We start from the raw sequence: 17,092 nt of genomic DNA, 5'->3' as shown, positions 1-17,092 counted from the left end.
AACGTTTAGCTTCATCAAAAGTCAATTAATTACTTTATACTTTGTATAGTTTTGTGTTTACTTAAAGAAAAGGTTAACATCTTTTTCCAAAATTTTTTAATAGTTTTCTTACTTTTAGATATCTTTTTCCAATTATGTGGTTAACCTTTTACTTTTTATTTAACTAAATGAGCAAAGAGCAAACCGAAAAGCTTTTTTTACTGATTAGGCAAGGTGACATAAAAGTGCTTGAAGCTATCTATAAGGAAAACCGCAAAGCTTTCTTAAACTTTGGATTAAAATACAACTTGGACAAGGAAACAATATTGGATATTTATCAAGATGCCATTATCGCTTTTACTGAAAATATTATTAATGGAAAAGTTTTAGCATTAAACAGCTCAGTAAAGACCTATTTATTTTCTATAGGAAAGTATCTGATTTTTAAAAACTTAAAAAAGGACAGTAAATTAGAAACTTTAGATTTAGATGAAAACAGATTGAATTTTTATGTCAACTCAATTGACAGCACATATAGTGAAACAACTAATGATAATAAAAAGCTGATTGAATCTTGTTTAGATAAACTTGGTGAACAATGTCAAAAAGTACTTAAGCTTTTCTATTACAATGGTTTGACTTTGGAAGAAATACAGGAGCATTTAAACTATAGTAATTACAATACTGTGAAAAGTCAAAAATCGCGTTGTCTAAAGAATTTAAAAGAATTGATTAATGAGCAATTAAATAATGGATAAGGAAGAATTAATAGCAAAATACCTTCGGAATGAATTATCAAAATCCGAAATAATTGAGTTTGAAAAATTACTCGATTCAGATCACGATTTTAAAGAACAGTTTGAGTTTGAAACTCAAGTAAAAAAAGCGATTTTTAAACAAGAACACCAAAAAAACAAACAATTTTTAGTAGATGTTGAAAATGAAATTTCGCATAAAAGCTCAAATACTAAATGGTATTTAGTTGCAGCTTCAGTTGTGATACTCATTTCCATAGGTTTTCTATGGAATCTTAATTCAAGTTCTCCTGACAAGCTTTTTGATTCTTATTACACCGTTGCCAGCAACACCTCTCATCCAATAGTAAGGAGTAATACAATTTCAGATGATCAAACATCTGCTTTTATAGCTTATGAAAGTGAAGCTTATGAGCAAGCCCAAATACTTTTTGATGAAGCCTATAAAAATTCAAATAATTCAGAATTATTGTTTTATGAAGCTATTTGCTATTTGGAAATAGAAAACACTACAAAAGCCATTGAAACGTTTTTAAAACACCAAAGTCTGAATGATAGGTTACAAGAAAAAAGCAAATGGTACTTGGCATTGGCGTATTTGAAAAATGAAGAACCCGTTAAGGCAAAAAACCTTTTGGAAAAAATCACCAAATCCCCTTCTAACTACAACTACATAAAAGCGAAAGACTTACTTTCCAAGTTTTGATTTTTTATAATATAAAACTATAGCTGGTAAAACTAATAACGCCAACCACCAATAGTTAAATTTATTTTGCGGCTTAAACGGTTGCATATTTCCTGAAATGACAAAGCCAGACCAGTAGTACGGATGTTTCAGTTCTACATCAATATCTGAATCAAGATAGTCCTTCTTTGCCAGTTTTAAAGCTAAATCTTTAGGTTTTCCTTCAGCTAGGTGTTTATAAAAATTACCCATGATTGTTGCCGTAGCTTTATCGTCAACTTTCCACAAACTCATAACGGTACTTGGTACACCAGTATAAGTAAACGCTTTGGAAATGCTTTGAATTCCTTCGCCATTCTGTAAAACGCCATTTCCAGTATCACAAGCGCTCAAGACAGCCAAATCGGCTTGTAATGAAGCACTATAAAGCGACCCAATTAAGACTTCACTTTCAGCAAAGTTTAATGCTGACAATTCTGGCATGTTTTCATCTATAGTCGTATGAATCCCAAAATGCAACACATTATGAGATTTTACATTCTTAAAAAAGTCTTCTCGATTTTTAATGTAATAATCTGTGGCAATAGCAACGTCTTTTATGCTTTCAATTTCTCTATCCAATTCTGGCAAAAAACCATTTTGATTCAACAAACCACCATTTTGAGCTTTAAAAATGCCTACATTAAGTTGTGAGTTGATAGGTTTTGCGTTTATTTCTTCAACATACAATTTAAGACTACTTGTGTAATGCAAAACTTTACTTGAATCAAAATAGTCTGCCAACAACACTTCAAAAGGCAAAATATTCAGTAATCCTGAATGCACAATAACAATGTTTTGTTTATCCATTTCTGCTATTGGCTCCACTAACTTTTTCAGTATATCTGGAACCACAACATTGGAGTTAAATGTTGATAGTTGTTTTGCAAAATCATTAATTGACAGTGTAATATCATCATCGTTGGTGATTTTCTTTAAATCAGTACTATTAGATGTTATTGTAAAAACGTAAATGTCGTTTTCAGAAACAATATATTTTATGGCAACCTCATCAGCTTTAAGATGGTTTTTAAAGTCTTGAATAGTAAATGAATTGTTGTACTGAATGTACTTTTTACTTATATAGTCTTGATGTTTTTTCAACTGGGTAGTCAAATCGGTCAAACGAAGTTTTAAGGTGTCTAAACTAGCTGTTTGTAATTGTTTTTCTTCATAAATACGCTCTTGATAATAGTTTACGAGCGCTTTTAAATTTTCTTCTTTAAGCAACAAACTATCAGGAACATTCATCTTCCCATTTTTGCCATAGATAAATTTTGACCACGTTAATCTAGAGCTATTATTTTCGAGAGCTTCCAAGGTTTCATCAAACAATTCTATTGACGGCTTTGACAATACACAATTGAGCAAGCCTTCTTCTATACTCTTGTAACTATTATATAAGTTCTCATTGAAAGCATCTCCTTTGTATATTCTTTCAAAAAAGCGTGACGAAAGTGCAAAAAGATTTTGAGCCGTGTCTAAATACTCTGTATCATTTGTAGCATTAAATTCTTGAAGATAAAGATTGGCGACTTCCAAGATATTATTTAGGATATCAAACGTATAAAACTCATTAAATTCTTCAATATCGAGTGTTTTCAAATCAAACGACGAATTCGGTGAATTCAAAAGTACTGAAAAGGCAATTTTAATATGAGTTTCAACCTCGTCAAAAGGTAAAGAATTTTGTAATAGAAAAGCTTTTTTAAATAGCAATTGGAGCTTGTCATGATTTGTGAGCTCTTCATTTTGCAAAATCACTTCTAATAACTTTAGAGCTTGTTCTTTCTTTGCATGCTTCACATAGAAGTCAAACAACTCAATTTGATATTGAATTGGGTTTATGTTATATTCTTCAGTGTTTTTTGTGATTAAGTTTAATGCACTTTTAAGAAAATCTTCGCCTGTATTAAAGTCAACATCTGGCATTTTAGATTCATTTAAAAACAAGTTGGCTTTACTTATAACGTCCCATCTATATTTATCGGTTGAATCCTTTAAAAGTTCATTTGTTTCTTTTATATAGCGTTTTGCTTTATCATAATCTTTATGCTTTAAATATAACTTAATGTAATTCTCGTTAAGGTTGACTCGTTCTCTTCTAACCAGGGTGATTTTTTCCGTTTTTTTTCGAGAGTCAGCAACAGAATCAAAAAGTTCTTCTTTTTTAAACAAATAGCTTTCTGCTAATTCCTTATTACCATAATTAATGTGCCAATCTGCGAGCTTGTCATAAAAGTTAAATCGCTGAAAGAAAGCATCGTCTTCTTTATAGGTATTATCCCAATAGTTTTCCGATTCTGCCAACAATTTAAATTCCTCATTTTTTAAACCTAACTTCCTGTAATTGTTTATGATTCTATTATTATTGAGATAAACGTCCTTTAAATTTTCAGGATGATATTCTTTATAAAGCTCAAATGAGCGTAAATAGTACTCATTGGATTTTTCAGGGTTTTCTAATTTACTATAGATAAAACCTAAATCATCTAAAATATATAATATCTCAATTCTATGTTCAGGAAAGGTATCTCGAAGAACACTATAGTCTTTTTTAGCATGTATTAACGTCTCTTGCCACTGTCCAGTATATCCATATTGATGATAAATTCTATTCAGTATTTCATGCTTAAAGAAAAGCTTATTATCATTTTTTGAAGTCATATCCCCTACTAATTGGTAAGCTTTTTTAGAATGTTCAAGTCCTTCCAATATGTTTTTTCTACCACCTTTTGTCTCTAAAATACAAGAGTTGGTATAATGCCATTTGGCATTTAAATAATTAATATAGTGAGAAGTATGACCGGGCTCCTCTAAAGCTAAATTTCTATACTTCAAAGATTGTTCATACTCTCCTACTTTATCAAGGGAATCTGCAATAAATGTGTTGTTAAGAAATTTATTCTGTTGGGAAAAACCCAATACAGGAAGTAAGCAAATAAAAAATAATCTTAAGTAGCCCATTCATTGTTAGTTGGTTACTTAAAAGTATAAAAAAAGATTTTAAAACCTAATTACAAAACAGATGTAATTGCTTTTGCCATCTTATTTGCACGTTCAAGAACCTCCTCTTCTGTCCAAGACAGTTTAATTAAGCAAGAAATGTTTCTTCCAATATAATGGTCAGACTGTTCAAAGGTTTTGGATTCCAGATATTTCAATTCAGCTTTTACTTCTGCTGATAACGGATAAAGTGTTTTAAGTTCTTTAAGGTGTTCCCATTTTCTGATGTAGTGCCAACTATTATCATAATAATTCCAGCAAGCATCAATGCCATTTTCCTTAAAAGCCTGAATAACCTGTCTTGATATTTCCAAATCGGGTAAAAAGAAATTCAAAAAGGAATAACTTTCTTCACCACCTTCTGGAACTGCTCTAAAAGTTACCTCTGGAATAGTAGAAAGTGCCTCACGTATAATAGTGTAATTCTTTTTTTGAATAGCCACAAACTCATCCAAACGACGTAATTGTGCCAATCCAACAGCAGCATGCAATTCAGAAATCCTGAAATTATAGCCCAAAAACGGATGGGTTTCCGCGCCGCGATCATTACCTATATGATCATGTCCATGATCGGAATAGTGATCAGCATGTCTATAAAACTTTTCGTTATTGGTTAAAACAGCTCCGCCTTCACCTGCAGTGATTATTTTTACAAAATCTAGCGACAAACAACCCAAATCACCGATACTACCCAACGGCTTCCCTTTGTAAGTGGCTCCAGTGGCTTGAGAAGAATCTTCAATTAGTAATAAATCATGCCTTTTGCAAATGGCTTGCAATGCATCTAAATTGGCCATGCTACCACACATGTGAACTGGCATAATGGCTTTTGTTTTATCAGTAATAGCTTCTTCTACAGCTTTTGGATCAAGTGTTAAACTATCATCAATATCTACCAAAATTGGGATAGCTCCTAGCATCATGATGGCCTCAAAACTCGCTACAAAAGTAAATGTAGGCATAATCACCTCATCTCCTGCTCCAATTCCAGCAGATGCTAAAGCTACAGAAACAGCTGCAGTACCACTAGAAACCAATTGCGCATGATTAACCTGTAATTTTTCTTCAAGAGCTTGTTCCAACTCCTTGGCTTTCCAATGACCATTTCGCATTCCGTCAAAACCATAACGCATCAAGACGCCATTGCCTAGTACATCACTTAATTCTTTACGTTCCTTATCTCCAAACAATTCAAATCCTGGCATAATTTAATTTTTTAAAGGGTAATTACAGAATCTTTAAGTTGCCGCCTTACTTTCTTAAAATCGGCAAACATGTCATCTTCGGCACGATAACCAATTGGTAATAAAAGTACAGATTTTAATCCGAGTTTTTTCAACCCTAAAATGTCATCATATTTTTCACTGTCAAAGCCTTCCATAGGGCAGGAATCAATGCCTTCTAAAGCGCAAACAGTTAAAATATTGCCCATTGCTAGATAAGCCTGATTAGTAGCCCATTCTTCAATTAACTCTTGAGGTTTCTTTTCAAAATCTGAAATTAAAAAATCCTGAAAAGGTTTCAATATACTTTTTGGTGTGTTGCGAATAGCATGAACACGGTTAAAATACTCCAAAACAAATTCTTCATCAATCACAGTTTCAATGCAAAATACCAGCACATGCGATGCTTCAGCTATTTGCTTCTGGTTCATAGTAGCAGGGATCAGTTTGGTTTGTAAATCCTTATCTCCAAAAACTACTAATTTGATGGGTTGCAAGCCATAGGATGTAGCAGTTAAATTAAAAGATTCCTTAATTATTTGAAGCTTTTCATCACTTACTTCCACTGCTGGATTAAAGGATTTTGTAGCGTATCGCCATTGCAGCTTATTTATAACACCCATATCTTATAATTTGTATACAAAAGTACTAATCCTGTTTGGCATCAACCAATAGATTTTCTATTAATTGTAGGCTCCTGAAAAACTTTGGTTAAAAATTTTAGTTTTTATTTGAAAGAAACGAAAAAGGGTTCTATATTTGCATCCGCATTTAGGGAATACCTAATGAGGCACTCAAGGAGAAATGGCAGAGTGGTCGAATGCGGCAGTCTTGAAAACTGTTGAGGGTCACACCTCCGGGGGTTCGAATCCCTCTTTCTCCGCTAGAAACCAGAACAAAATGTTCTGGTTTTTTTGTTTTTGAAATCAATAATAACCTACTCTCTATAGAAATACAAAAAAAGTATAAACTCTTGTTTTTTAGGTATTTATTTATATTTTAGAGCAGTATATAGAGTATTGGTGTATTTAATCGAATATTTTATTTAGCCTACAACTTTACTAATACATTTGTTATATCCCTCTTGAACGGTTAATAGCAAACCGAATAACAGATTAAGCATTGTTATACCTTTTTTAATCCATTTATTTTAATAATGTTTAGCTATGTTACAAGGTTTAAGCCCCTAACTTTTAACTATTTGAGTATGAAAAAAATTACATTGTATTTACTTCTTGGAACCTTTTTGGTAATCAATGTGTTTGGTTATTCAAGAATTCTATCGAAAAGTCATAGATATGATGAGAGTCTACCTACTTTAGATTCAAATTTATCGATAGAAAATTACGTGTCTTTTAATTATGAATCCGTTCAAAATAACTATTCGAACTTTCGCAATATTAACTTTTCGAGCGTCCCTAGTGATGTGACAGTTGAATGCATTGGTGACATTCCGGCAATGGTTGACTTAACCTGGAATGATGACTGCAACTCAACTTCTGGTACTGTGACCGGAACAGATAGTGCACTTAATGGCACTGCTTGTGGAGGTTCAATAACAAGAACTTGGACTTATACGAGTATATGTGATAGCGCAACATCAACTGTTACCCAAATAATTACAATAAATGATTCTACAGCGCCTGCTCTGGTTGGCGTACCTGCTAATACCACCGTACAGTGTGATGCCATTCCGGCCCCTGCTACGGTTACCGCTACAGATAACTGCGATACCACCCTGTCGGTAAACTATACCGAAACATCCAATACCGTTGCTGACGGTGTCGGTACCATTGTTCGTGAATGGAGTGTGACTGACGATGGTGGCAATACAACTACAGATACACAGACCATTACCGTTATCGATTCTACAGCGCCTGCTCTGGTTGGCGTACCTGCTAATACCACCGTACAGTGTGATGCCATTCCGGCCCCTGCTACGGTTACCGCTACAGATAACTGCGATACCACCCTGTCGGTAAACTATACCGAAACATCCAATACCGTTGCTGACGGTGTCGGTACCATTGTTCGTGAATGGAGTGTGACTGACGATGGTGGCAATACAACTACAGATACACAGACCATTACCGTTATCGATTCTACAGCGCCTAATGTGACTTGCCAAAATATCACCATTTATCTTGATGCTTCTGGAAATGCTACTATTTCAGCAAACGATATACATAATTCTTCATCTGACAACTGTGGAACAATTACATTAAGCCTTTCTCAATCAACATTTGATTGTTCTGATGTTGGTAGCAATACTATTACCCTTACAGCAACTGATACTAGTGGAAATAGTAACGCCTGTGTTGCCATTGTTACCGTTATTGATAATAATAACCCTACAATTCCAACACTACCGGTAATTACTGCTCAATGTTCCACAACAGTTCCTACACCTACAACAACTGATGGTTGTAGTGGAACCATTTCGGGAACTACCAGTGATCCCACTTCATATAGCACTCAAGGTGCTTATGTTATTACATGGACTTTTGATGACGGAAATGGCAATAGTATAGACGTTGACCAAAATGTTGTGATTAATGATACTGTAGACCCAGTTGCTAATTGCCAGGATTTAACAGTAGCTTTAGATGACACTACAGGAACAGCAACAATTACAGCTGGACAACTAGATAATGGGTCGACAGATAATTGCGGGACTGGTAATTTAACATATACACTATCTCAATCAAACTTTGACTGTACGGATATTGGCCCTAACATAGTAACGCTTACAGTTACAGATGCTGGTGGAAATACTGACACTTGCATATCAACAGTAACTATTACAAGCCCTAATATAAATGGCGGAAATGCAGTTGGCTATTTGACCAATACTCAAACTGCAGCTGATGCAGACACTATTATTGAGGTTACAGCCTGTCCGGACGAACCTCAAAACGCAATTTTAACATTAAGTGGCTATACAGGGAGTATTGTAAGATGGGAATATTCTATTAATGGTGGGTTAAATTGGAATTCTGTTGCCAACACTACAAATACCTATAACTTTAATGATATTTTACAGACCACTTTAATTAGAGCCGTTGTTCAAATTGGTTCTTGTCAAGCTTATTCTAATTTAGTTTATGTAGCCGTTGTTCCTCCTGATGTACCACCAACAATTGTAGGACCAAGTTCATTCGATAACTGTATTGGAGATGTCATTACTGTAACCGCAGAAAGTGCATTTGGTATAAACCCAGATCTAAATGATGGTGGTTTGTTTAATGAAGCCAATCTAAACAACCTAGGATGGTCTGTTGATGGTGACGCAGAAATGTCTGCTGGTGGAAGTAACACCAATAATACCTACTGGAAAGAAACAACTAGTCCTAAAAAATTTAACGGAAGATGTTATGCCTCACTTGATGGCACTAAATTTGCCATTGTAAGCGGAATACCACCTTATGTAAACCAGCCAAACAACAATCATACTATCACTCCATTATCAACGTTAGAGACTTCAATCTTTAATACATTAGGTCTAACTTCTGCTACTCTAGAATTTGACCAAGCCTACTATTTAGAAGCTGGTGCTTGGATAAAAGTTGAACTATCTGTAGATTCAGGTGCAACATATCCTATTACTTTATTAGATCAAATAAACGGTCCTGCAACAACTGTTTTTGATGATACTATAGGAGGCGGCCAATGTAACAACTCCATTGAAGCAACTTATGTAGATAACCATATGTCACTTGATTTACAGGATTATATTGGTATGACTGGTTTAAGAATAAAATTCACCTATTATGGCACAGCAAATAGTGCTTGGGCCCTTGAAAATATAAATATTCCTCAAGCACCTATAGATGAGGTCATTGAATGGACAGATCAAAATGGTGTTGTTGTAACTACTGGTGCCACCACTACAATTACACCTATTACACCAGGTGTTCAAGTATATGGTGTAACATCATTAATTAATGGTTGTCGTTCAGAAGGTGATGAAGGAACCGAATTTATTGACGTTAGCGCTAGTTTAGCTTATGCTGGATTGGATGTTGACTTAACTACTGGACAAGAATGTGGCGAAGCTGATATTCAATTGGCTGCATACGATAATACCATTTCGGCATTAGATAATTATAATAATGGTGTTTGGGAGCCTGGAGCCTATATTTATCCCGGTCAGTCTTATGACCATGATAATAATGCTGGAACTCCAGATATTATAGCTCCGAACCACCCTGTTGGAACAGGCAAAAATGGATTTTGGACAGCAACTGTAATCGATGATTTAGGTGGTTGTAACCCAACCTACTCGTTTACCAATGCCAATAGTCCAAACTCAAGATTTATTGGTGAACCTGGTGAATACACCTTAACATGGACTGTTGTGGTTGAATCTGAATCGTCTCCTGGTGCTAATGATGCTGTAACATGTAGTAGCACTATTAATGTAAAAATAGCTAATTGTAATGATGTCGATTTTGATGGCAGTGATGACCATATTACTTTCGATGACAACTATGATTTATCTGGTGATTTTAGTATTTCTGCTTGGATTAAGCCAGAAAATATTGGTGGCCAACAAACTATAATTTCAAAAAGAGACCCTAACAATGTTAATACGGGATATGACCTTAAACTAAATAATTTAGGAAGATTGGTCTTTAGCTATAACGGAAGTAGTTTAAATACTAGCTCAATTTATTTGGATGATGATAGATGGTACCATGTTGCCGTAATTCATAAAGGCAACATATATTATCTATATATAGATGGTATTGAAATCCATTCAGCAAATGGAAGTGCTCCAACTGCTAACACTAGTGATTGTATTGTTGGTGCTGTTGAACGCCCCGCAGGTAAAGAGCGGTTTTTCAATGGCTGGATAGATGAAATACGATTGTGGAATATTGCACTAAACGTTAATCAATTAAGGGAAACCATGAATCAGGAAATTAGAGATAATGGAGGCGCAGTAGCCGGTGAAGTTATTCCTCTTGATATTCCTGGATTATCTTGGAACAATCTTTTAGGCTATTATAGAATGGATGATAATTGTGGTAAGCTAACACCATATGCTGGATCTATTTCTGGTAAATTGCATAATATTAATTCGCAGCAAACTGAAAATGCACCAATACCATACACATCACGTATAGATGGGCAAGAATGGGGAACTGATGATACTTGGACACATTTCCAAGTTTGGGATGCGCCAAATAGTGTTGGTATAGACAATACCACTCCAATTGATTGGAATATCGTGCAAATATCTCATGATATAGATTCGGGGAATAAGGATATTACTGTGCTTGGTTTAATTTCTGATACAACCAATAAAGAATTAACCATTTCAAACCCTGGTAGTTCCCAAGATCAGGACAATACAGGTCAAATGCTTTGGGTTACTCATTATTTAGACTTAGATGGTAAAATAGATTTAGTAGGTGAATCGCAATTAATTCAGAAGAAATATGATGCCACACAAATAATTGAAAGTACTTTTGACAATACTAGTTTAGGCTATATTGAACGTGACCAACAAGGTACTGCTAACCCATTTAATTATAATTATTGGAGTTCTCCTGTTGCACCTAATAACGCTGCTAGCGATAATAGCAATAGTTACTCAATAGGAAGTGTATTACGCGATGGAACGACTACAGTTAATAATCCAATGGGGCGACCTGTTAATTGGACAGGTAGTTATACTGCTGCGGCTAGCAACCCTGCTCAAGTAAGTACCAGATGGTTATATGCATATATCAATAATCCTGCTGAAGATTACTATTCATGGGAGTATATTAACTCTTCTGGACAAATTCCTATTGGATTAGGATATACCATGAAAGGCAGTGGCAATGCAACTGCAGATCAAAATTATGTTTTTGTTGGTAAGCCCAATAATGGATCTATTACAACACCTATAGGTTCTACGCAACAATCGTTAGTAGGGAATCCATATCCATCAGCAATAGATTCAAGAGAATTTATTTTAGACAATGGTCCAGGTGGTACTAACAGTATTAAAGGTACATTATACTTCTGGGAACATTATACATCAAACGCTACACATATCACAGAGTTATATGAAGGTGGTTATGCAGCTCTAAACTTTACTGGTGGAGTTGGTGCAGTACAGCATCCAGATTTAATAATAAGCAATAATGGCACTAAGATACCTGAAAGGTATGTTCCTGTTGGGCAAGGCTTTTTTGTAGAAGCTGAAACTTTTACAGATACATCAAGAGATATTATTTTCAAAAACAGTCAACGTATTTATTCAACCGAAGCCTATACAGCAGACAGTTATGAAGGTTCAGTTTATATTAGAAATTCAAACAATAACCAAGACAGAACTGAAGACATTATTAAAAGAGTAAGATTGGAATTTAAAGCTCCAGATGGCGGAAAACGTCCTTTACTATTAGGATTTACCAATAGTGATTATGCCTCTGATGGTGTAGATTGGGCTTATGATGCCAAGAATTTAGACGAGTCTAGCAATAGTGATTTATCGTGGTCTATTGAAAATGAAAACTATGTTATCCAAGGCGTAGGTAACTTTGACATAAATAAGGAGTACCCGTTAAATATGTTCTTAACTGATAATGGCACTGTTGAAATTAAATTAACAGATTTAGAGAATTTTGAAACTGAAATAGATGTTTATGTTTATGATTCTTTACTTGGCACTTACACCAGAATCAACGATAGTAATTTTAGACTAGAAATGGATGCTGGTGAATATAATAACCGATTCTTTATTACATTTAAAGATGATAGCTTTTTATCTATAGAAGAAAATGAAATATCGCAATCATTATTAGTTAACTACTTAAATAGCTCTAGAGAGATTTATATTAATGTATCTAATGGTGTTAGGGTTAAACAAGTATTCTTAATTCAAATACTTGGACAAACTGTTAACTCGTGGGAAATTACTAATGCAAGTATTTATCTATCCATGCCTGAAATTAGAATTCCTGTTAAAGGAATTACAGATGGAACCTATATTATAAAAGTGGTCACAGACAATAATCAAACAATAAATAAGAAAATTATTGTAAAGCAATAAAAAACAAAATCACTTAACAAAAAGCGACCAATTGGTCGCTTTTTTTAATGCCTTTCAGTTAATATACAAAAGCAAAGAGCCTCACTGTACAGTAAGGCTCTTCTAAAAATATTAGCTATTAAATTATTAAACAATCATCAATAAAATTAACCAAATTAATATGAAAAAAAACTGTTTAACTGGGCTAATATCTTGTAACAAGGTGCAAAAGTAGACAGGATATTATGTGTTTTTTATGACACAACGTGTCACCAAAACAAAGTATCATCAAAAATTTTAATTAGAAAGTTGAACAACGGTAAGAATAATATAATATGTATTTCATCGAATATTTATGTATTTCACGGATGTTTTTTGATATAATTCATATATTGCTATCCCAAATCGAAAAATCATTCATTTAAAACCAAATAAAATGAATAAAACTACCTACTTATCCATTTTGGTGTTATGTTTCTTATTTATTGAAATTTCACCTATTAAAGCAGATAATTTAAGTATTGCTGAATACAATAGTCAAATGCAACGCGTTCGCCTTGATTTTACTATGCCTAATGGTTACGTAAGGCATTTATTATTAGGCTTTACTCCAGATAATGCAGCAACAGAAGGTGTTGATTATGGATATGACACACAAACCTATGATAGTTTTCCTGACGATTTAAACTGGATAATTGATGGAGAACGTTTTGTAATACAAGGCGTTGGAGAGTTTCATGAAACCAACCAATATCCTTTGGGTATGTTTTTAACTAATGATGGTACGATTGAGATATCCTTAACTGCTTTGGAAAATTTTGACAACTCTATTAATGTGTTTGTATATGATTCCATATTAAACACCTATACCTTAATTAATGATAATTCGTTTTCTGGCGATTTTCTTAGTGGTGACTATCTAGATCGTTTTTTTATCACTTTTACCAATCAAAATGAAACTAACGATAGTGACGAAAGTGAGTCTGTACTCTCTATAGACGACCAAATAGACCCAATAGCTCAAATAAAGTATTATAGAAATAATAATGAGCTAAATGTTTCAGCTAATAACTTAATAACCAAAATAGAAGTTTATAACTTATTGGGTAAAAAAATTCTTTCAAAACTAAACATTAACTCAAAAGCGGTTAGAGTAAAACTAAACAATACGAATTCCCCTTATGGTTTAGTTAGAATTTACACCACAACTGGCATTGTTACCAAAAAAATTATTCTACAGTAATTAAACGTCGCTTCTAGGTTAACCTACTATTAAATCTAGAAATACAGCGTTTCATCTTTAATTTCTATTGTAATCATTTTAAATCAAAAAATGCATTTCATCGATTTTTTTTGCATTTCATAGATGTTTTATTAAAAAAACATTTATATTAGCCGCATATAATTCATTAAACCCCAAATCTGATGAAATTAAATTACCCTCAAAGTAAAATATTTTTACTTTTTATTATTATCATTTTTTCTTTCTCAAATACTTTCTCTCAAAATAGAGACTTACAAAGAGCTGAAGAGTATTTAAGAAGTAAAGGAGAAGTAACCTTTAGTTTTCAAATTGATAATGCAAGACAGTTAGAACAATTCTCTAATGAAATTTCTATTCTTAATTACAACCCAAATAATCAAACTGTTTATGCTTGGGCAAATAGCAATCAATTTAGACAATTTCAACAAAGAGGATATAACATAACTGTTAATGCTTCAGATAATATTGCAGACGGCATAGTTATGTCAAACCAACTTCCAGCATCAAACAGAAGAGGTCCTTATCCATTGACCTTCCCATTATCAGCATACCCTACTTATGCCGATTATGAATTACAAATGCAGGAGTTTGCCATTAATCACCCGGATATTTGTGAGCTTGTTGATATAGGCGGAACAACTGAAGGCGTTGGAGGTGGAGACAAACGACTTTTATTTATTAAGTTGTCAGATAATATTTCAACAGATGAAGCAGAACCAAAGCTAATGTATACTTCATCAATTCATGGTGATGAAATTACAGGTTATCCCCTAATGCTTAATTTGATAAATTATTTTATTACAGCTTATAAAGACACTGGGCATTCTGACCACTTACGTATTAAAAATCTTATAGATAATTCAGAAGTATGGATTAACCCAATGGCAAATCCAGACGGAACCTATTATAATAATGCATCAAATACTTCTGTAGCAAATGCCAGACGCGCCAATGCCAATGGTTTAGACTTAAATAGAAACTATCCAGACAATGTTGCTGGTCCTCATGCAAACGGACATACTTCATATGAATTAGAAACACAACATTTCATGACGCTAGCAGATAACAACCACTTTGTTATCTCTGCTAATTTTCATGGTGGTGTTGAAGTTGTCAACTATCCTTGGGATAATACATATGATAGACATGCAGATGATGATTGGTATATTCACATTTCAAGAGAATATGCCGATAATGCTCAAGCCAATAGCCCTAATGGCTATATGGATTATCTAAATAATGGTATTACTCATGGAGCCGATTGGTACCGTGTTTATGGAGGTCGCCAGGATTTTATGAATTATTACCATCAGTGTAAGGAAACTACTATAGAATTATCTGATGTTAAATTAATTCCAGCTAATCAGTTAGTAAATCACTGGAACTATAATCAAGAAGCCTTAATTGAATATTTAATACAGGGGACTTACGGATTTCATGGTATTGTTAAGGATGCCGTAACAGGTAATCCTATTGAAGCTACCATTACTCTTGTAGGCCATGATAATGTAAATTCCCATACAGTAAGTTCATTACCTCATGGTGATTATTATAGACCTGTTTACGCAGGAACTTATGATATTTTATTCGAGGCAGATTGCTACGAACCATTTACCCTAAGTAGTCAAACCATTGCAAACTATGAAACCAAAACTTTAGCTGATATACTTTTAAATCCTGTGGCTGGATCAGCTCCAAACAATTTAGCCGCCAGTAATGTGGCAGCTACTACTGCTGATATTAATTGGGATGCTATTACAGGAGCCGATTATGATTATCGCTATCGAGTGGTTGGCTCACCAACTTGGACTACAGTTAGTACTTCCAATGCAACTATTAACTTGTCAGGTTTAACCCAAAACACACAATATGAAGTACAAGTGAGAAGTACCTGTAATAGCAACACATCTTCTTACAGTGCTTCTGTTTTATTTACAACAACTTTACCTCCTCCTTGTTCTGGAACTTTAATAGTATCCTTCCCATACAATGAAGGTTTTGAAAGTGGTTTAGGAGATTGGTATCAAGACACTGGAGACAATTTTGATTGGACGAGAGATTCAAACGGAACTCCTACAAATAGCACTGGACCATCTTCAGCTTCTGAAGGTACTTGGTATATGTATACTGAATCCAGTAGTAGGAATGGTCAGTCTGCCATCTTAAATAGTCCTTGCTTTAACCTTAACAATAAATCAAGTGCTAGTTTCTCTTTTGATTACAGTATGTATGGTAACCAAATGGGATCTTTAACGTTACAAATATCTACAAATGATGGTGGAAATTGGTCAAATTTATGGACTCTTTCTGGAAATCAAGGAACTGGATGGAACCCAAATACTATCAATTTGACATCATATGTAAACAACTATGTAAGATTACGGTTTATTGGTACAGCTAGTGGCAATAGAAGTGATATGGCAATTGATGACATTGGCTTAACAGCAGTTGATGCTTCGATTACTCCTATCGCTGACTGTAAAGACATCACAATCACTTTAGATGTTGGCGGTAACGTAAGTATTACTGCTTCTGATATTAATAACGGTGGAAGTGCTGGAAATTTATCTATTGATATATCAAGTTTTGACTGTACAAACATTGGAACAAATAATGTTACATTAACGGCAACTGATCCAAGTAATTCAAGCAATACAGATAGTTGTATAGCAATAGTTACAGTAAATCAACAAGCTTCACCTACTCCAACTAACTGTTGGGACAACTATGTTTATAACAACTCAACTTGCCAATGGGAAAATACGGGTACGCAACCTGCGGAGCCTGCTACGGAATGTTGGGAAACAGCAACCTTTAACAACACGACCTGTTCATGGGACGTGACGGGTACGCAACCTGCGGAGCCTGCTACGGAATGTTGGGAGACCGCAACCTTTAACAATACAACCTGTTCATGGGACGTAACGGGTACGCAACCAGCGGAACCGTCTACGGAATGTTGGGAGACCGCGACCTTTAACAACACGACCTGTTCATGGGACGTGACGGGTACGCAACCAGCGGAACCGTCTACGGAATGTTGGGAGACCGCGACCTTTAACAATACAACCTGTTCATGGGACGTGACGGGTACGCAACCGGCGGAACCTGCTA

At 34.4% G+C, this 17,092-nt stretch carries 8 protein-coding genes and 1 tRNA gene; 6 read left to right on the top strand and 3 right to left on the bottom strand.

What is annotated here, in order from left to right; translation table 11 throughout:
• Positions 1-167 precede the first annotated feature (167 nt).
• Both K7G76_RS10495 and K7G76_RS10490 read left to right on the top strand, forming a co-directional pair.
• A complete protein-coding gene (locus K7G76_RS10495) occupies positions 168-737 on the top strand; it encodes an RNA polymerase sigma factor (RefSeq protein ID WP_223034174.1) in 570 nt (189 codons plus the stop codon).
• On the top strand, positions 730-1,440 hold the full coding sequence (locus K7G76_RS10490) for a tetratricopeptide repeat protein (RefSeq protein ID WP_223034173.1): 711 nt from the start codon (positions 730-732) through the stop codon (positions 1,438-1,440). Before K7G76_RS10495 ends, K7G76_RS10490 begins: the two co-directional genes overlap by 8 nt.
• Here the strand turns inward: K7G76_RS10490 and K7G76_RS10485 are convergent.
• From K7G76_RS10485 to K7G76_RS10475, 3 genes are read right to left on the bottom strand one after another with little or no spacing between them, the layout of a single operon-like run.
• A complete protein-coding gene (locus tag K7G76_RS10485; protein WP_223034172.1) occupies positions 1,423-4,425 on the bottom strand; it encodes a CHAT domain-containing protein in 3,003 nt (1,000 codons plus the stop codon). The two genes, K7G76_RS10490 and K7G76_RS10485, sit on opposite strands and share 18 nt — an antisense overlap.
• 50 nt (positions 4,426-4,475) lie before the next feature.
• On the bottom strand, positions 4,476-5,669 hold the full coding sequence (locus K7G76_RS10480; protein WP_223034171.1) for a DegT/DnrJ/EryC1/StrS family aminotransferase: 1,194 nt from the start codon (positions 5,667-5,669) through the stop codon (positions 4,476-4,478).
• Between the two features lie 11 nt (positions 5,670-5,680).
• Complete coding sequence (locus K7G76_RS10475; protein WP_223034170.1) at positions 5,681-6,310, bottom strand: NAD(P)H-dependent oxidoreductase; 630 nt, start codon at positions 6,308-6,310, stop codon at positions 5,681-5,683.
• Positions 6,311-6,485: 175 nt separating this feature from the next.
• On the opposite strand from K7G76_RS10475, the gene K7G76_RS10470 reads away from it, so the two are divergent.
• The 4 genes from K7G76_RS10470 to K7G76_RS10455 form a co-directional block, all read left to right on the top strand.
• A tRNA-Ser gene (locus K7G76_RS10470) sits at positions 6,486-6,570 on the top strand.
• A 324-nt stretch (positions 6,571-6,894) separates the two neighbouring features.
• The gene (locus tag K7G76_RS10465) at positions 6,895-12,735 is read left to right on the top strand and encodes a LamG-like jellyroll fold domain-containing protein (protein WP_223034169.1); all 5,841 of its coding nucleotides are present in this window, start codon (positions 6,895-6,897) and stop codon (positions 12,733-12,735) included.
• Positions 12,736-13,150: 415 nt separating this feature from the next.
• Positions 13,151-13,957: a T9SS type A sorting domain-containing protein gene (locus tag K7G76_RS10460; protein ID WP_223034168.1), complete on the top strand. Its 807-nt coding sequence runs from the start codon at positions 13,151-13,153 to the stop codon at positions 13,955-13,957.
• 182 nt (positions 13,958-14,139) lie between these two features.
• Positions 14,140-17,092, top strand: a 2,953-nt coding sequence (locus tag K7G76_RS10455; RefSeq protein ID WP_223034167.1) for a M14 family zinc carboxypeptidase, incomplete at its 3' end; no start/stop codon positions are given.

The organism is Hanstruepera marina (assembly GCF_019880635.1).
Taxonomy (GTDB): Bacteria; Bacteroidota; Bacteroidia; order Flavobacteriales; family Flavobacteriaceae; genus Hanstruepera; species Hanstruepera marina.
The sequence above is the reverse complement of the archived record's forward strand: the minus strand, read 5'-3'. Positions and strand labels throughout refer to the sequence as shown.

Bases quoted from the DNA above. Each gene is read 5' to 3' on its own strand.
- K7G76_RS10495 (WP_223034174.1), top strand. From the start codon at position 168: ATGAGCAAAGAGCAAACCGAAAAGCTTTTTTTACTGATTAGGCAAGGT.
- K7G76_RS10490 (WP_223034173.1), top strand. From the start codon at position 730: ATGGATAAGGAAGAATTAATAGCAAAATACCTTCGGAATGAATTATCA.
- K7G76_RS10485 (WP_223034172.1), bottom strand. From the start codon at position 4,425: ATGGGCTACTTAAGATTATTTTTTATTTGCTTACTTCCTGTATTGGGT.
- K7G76_RS10480 (WP_223034171.1), bottom strand. From the start codon at position 5,669: ATGCCAGGATTTGAATTGTTTGGAGATAAGGAACGTAAAGAATTAAGT.
- K7G76_RS10475 (WP_223034170.1), bottom strand. From the start codon at position 6,310: ATGGGTGTTATAAATAAGCTGCAATGGCGATACGCTACAAAATCCTTT.
- K7G76_RS10465 (WP_223034169.1), top strand. From the start codon at position 6,895: ATGAAAAAAATTACATTGTATTTACTTCTTGGAACCTTTTTGGTAATC.
- K7G76_RS10460 (WP_223034168.1), top strand. From the start codon at position 13,151: ATGAATAAAACTACCTACTTATCCATTTTGGTGTTATGTTTCTTATTT.